Below are 3,303 nucleotides of genomic sequence, written 5' to 3' on the forward strand. Positions count from 1 at the left end.
TATCTTGACAACTTCATAGAGGAAGAAGAACTGAAACGAGGAAAAGGTACTAAGGGCACACGGTGGATGCCTTGGCGCCAACAGCCGATGAAGGACGCAGCAAGCTGCGAAAAGCTCCGGGGAGAAGCAAGCATTCCGTGATCCGGAGGTTTCCGAATGGGGCAACCCGGCTGGAGCAGTCCAGTCACCCGCGGAAGCGGGAGGAACCGGGTGAAGTGAAACATCTCAGTAACCCGAGGAAAAGAAATCGAAGAGATTCCCTGAGTAGTGGTGAGCGAAAGGGGATTAGCCTAAACCGTATCCGTGTCAAGACTGCGGTCGTTGCGGGTATGGGGTTGTGGGAATTTCAGAGGATGGTCCGCAGGCTGTCCGTGGAGTTACAAACCGTCTGTATAGTCGAAGTGTATTGGGAAAGCATGCCGCAGAGGGTGAGAGCCCCGTAGGCGAAATGCAGGCGGCTCCATATGGAATCTCCCGAGTAGGCCGGAGCACGTGAAATTCCGGTTGAATCCGGGCCGACCATGGTCCAAGGCTAAATACTGATGGCGACCGATAGCGAAACAGTACCGAGAGGGAAAGGTGAAAAGCACCCCTGGCGGGGAGTGAAAAAGACCTGAACCCGTGTGCCTACAATCAATCGGAGCCGGAAGCGTACGCGAGTGCGTGGAAGGTGACGGTATGCCTTTTGTAAAATGAGCCGGCGAGTCATTTTCAGTAGCGAGGTTAAGGTCCGTCTGGACTGGAGCCGCAGGGAAACCGAGTCTGAATAGGGCGACAAGTTTCTGGAAATGAACCCGAAGCCGCACGATCTATCCATGAGCAGGTTGAAGCCCCGGTGAAACGGGGTGGAGGACCGAACCGGTGCCTGTTGAAAAAGTCTCGGATGACTTGTGGATAGGAGTGAAAAGCTAATCGAGTGCGGTGATAGCTGGTTCTCCCCGATATGCATTTAGGTGCAGCCTTATGGATGACAGATGGGGGTAGAGCACTGGATGGACGCGGGGGACTGGGGTCCTACCAAATTCAACCAAACTTCGAATACCATCATGTTGGACCATAGGAGTGAGACTACGGGAGAGAAGTTTCGTGGTCGTGAGGGAAACAGCCCAGACCGTCAGCTAAGGCCCCAAAGGCTATGCTAAGTGTGGCAAGGATGTGGAAATGCCCAAACAGCCAGGAGGTTGGCTTAGAAGCAGCCATCCTTTAAAGAGTGCGTAACAGCTCACTGGTCGAGGATTTCTGCGCCGAAAATACAGGGGGCTAAGCATAGCGCCGAAGCTGCGGGATTTGTACTTATGGTATGAATCGGTAGGGGAGCGTTCCATGTGGGGAGAAGTCGAACTGTAAGGTTCGGTGGACTGCATGGAAGTGAGAATGCCGGCATGAGTAGCGCAAAGTATGTGAGAAACATACTCACCGGAAGCCCAAGGGTTCCTGGGGAAGGCTAATCCACCCAGGGTAAGGCGGGACCTAAGGCGAGGCCGAAGGGCGTAGTCGATGGACAGCAGGTTGATATTCCTGCCCCGCGGAGGGACCGTTTGACTGAAGCAGTGACGCAGGAAGCTAGGTGGACCCGGGTGATGGAAGTCCCGGGTCAAGGGAGTAGGCGTGTTGGGCAGGGAAATCCGCCTGACTGAGCCGAGACCTGACGGGGAGACTCTGTAATGGAGTTGAAGCCATTGACGCTCGACTGCCGAGAAAAGCTGCTAGGGAGGTCTTTTTGTGCCCGTACCCGAGACCGACACAGGTGGGCTGGCTGAACAGGCTAAGGTGAGCGGGATAACTCTCGTTAAGGAACTCTGCAAGTTGACCCCGTAACTTCGGGAGAAGGGGTGCCTCTCTGGTGAAAACAATGCTGTTGGAGCTGAGAGAGGTCGCAGAAACCAGGCTCAGGCGACTGTTTACTAAAAACACAGGTCTCTGCATAAGGCGCAAGCCGAAGTATAGGGACTGACACCTGCCCGGTGCTGGAAGGTTAAATGGAGAGGTTAGTCGCAAGGCGAAGCTTTGAAATGAAGCCCCAGTAAACGGCGGCCGTAACTATAACGGTCCTAAGGTAGCGAAATTCCTTGTCGGGTAAGTTCCGACCTGCACGAATGGTGTAACGATCTGAGCGCTGTCTCGACGGGAGACCCGGTGAAATTGTGGTCCTGGTAAAGACACCAGGTACCTGTGGTGGGACGGAAAGACCCCATGGAGCTTTACTGTAGCCTGGTACTGGATTTTGTCCTATCATGCACAGGATAGGTGGGAGGCATTGAAGCAAGTGCTTTGGCATTTGTGGAGCCGACGTTGGGATACCACCCTTGATATGATGGAATTCTAACCCCTTGCGTCTGAATCGACGGGGGGGACACTGCCAGGTGGGCAGTTTGACTGGGGCGGTCGCCTCCCAAAGAGTAACGGAGGCGCGCGAAGGTCACCTCGGGGCGAATGGAAATCGCCCTATAAGAGCGCAAGCGTATAAGGTGGCCTGACTGAGAGACCGACGGGTCGATCAGGGACGAAAGTCGGTGCTAGTGATCCGGCGGTTCCGAATGGAAGGGCCGTCGCTCAACGGATAAAAGCTACCCTGGGGATAACAGGCTGATCTTGCCCGAGAGTTCCTATCGACGGCAAGGTTTGGCACCTCGATGTCGGCTCGTCGCATCCTGGGGCTGAAGCAGGTCCCAAGGGTTGGTCTGTTCGCCCATTAAAGCGGTACGTGAGCTGGGTTTAGAACGTCGTGAGACAGTTCGGTCCCTATCCACCACGGGCGTAGGGTATTTGAGGAGATCTGCTTCTAGTACGAGAGGACCGAAGTGGACGAACCGCTGGTGTACCGGTTGTGACGCCAGTTGCATAAGCCGGGTAGCTATGTTCGGCACGGATAACCGCTGAAGGCATCTAAGCGGGAAGCCGCCTTCAAGATGAGATACCCCATTCCTTTAAGGAAGTAAGGCGTCCTGGAGAATACAGGATACATAGGCCGGAGGTGTAAGCCCTGAGAGGGGTTGAGCTGACCGGTACTAATACGCCGAGGCCTTTTCCTCGATTTTCAGTTTTTCTTCATTTTGTGAAGGAGTTTGATTCATGGGGATACATGAATTGGATTTCCGGTGGTCATAGCGGAGGGGTCACACCCGGTTCCATGCCGAACCCGGCAGTTAAGCCCTCCAGCGCCGATGGTACTGCGGAGGCTATCCGTGGGAGAGTAGGACGCTGCCGGAAGTCCTTTTTTTATTGGATTACAGATGAAACAGAGCATTGCGAAGCGGAGAGTTTCCGGCCACAGCCGGAGATTCTCCGCTTTTTTCGTGCTCT

General features: G+C 54.6%; 2 rRNA genes. Both read left to right on the forward strand.

Going from position 1 to position 3,303, the window contains the following annotated elements:
* Window positions 1-39: 39 nt before the first annotated feature.
* A 23S ribosomal RNA gene (locus C8D99_RS14910) occupies window positions 40-3,032 on the forward strand.
* A gap of 62 nt (window positions 3,033-3,094) precedes the next feature.
* A 5S ribosomal RNA gene (rrf, locus tag C8D99_RS14915) occupies window positions 3,095-3,210 on the forward strand.
* The last annotated feature ends 93 nt before the right edge of the window (window positions 3,211-3,303 follow it).

Source organism: Aminivibrio pyruvatiphilus (assembly GCF_004366815.1).
GTDB lineage: Bacteria > Synergistota > Synergistia > Synergistales > Aminobacteriaceae > Aminivibrio > Aminivibrio pyruvatiphilus.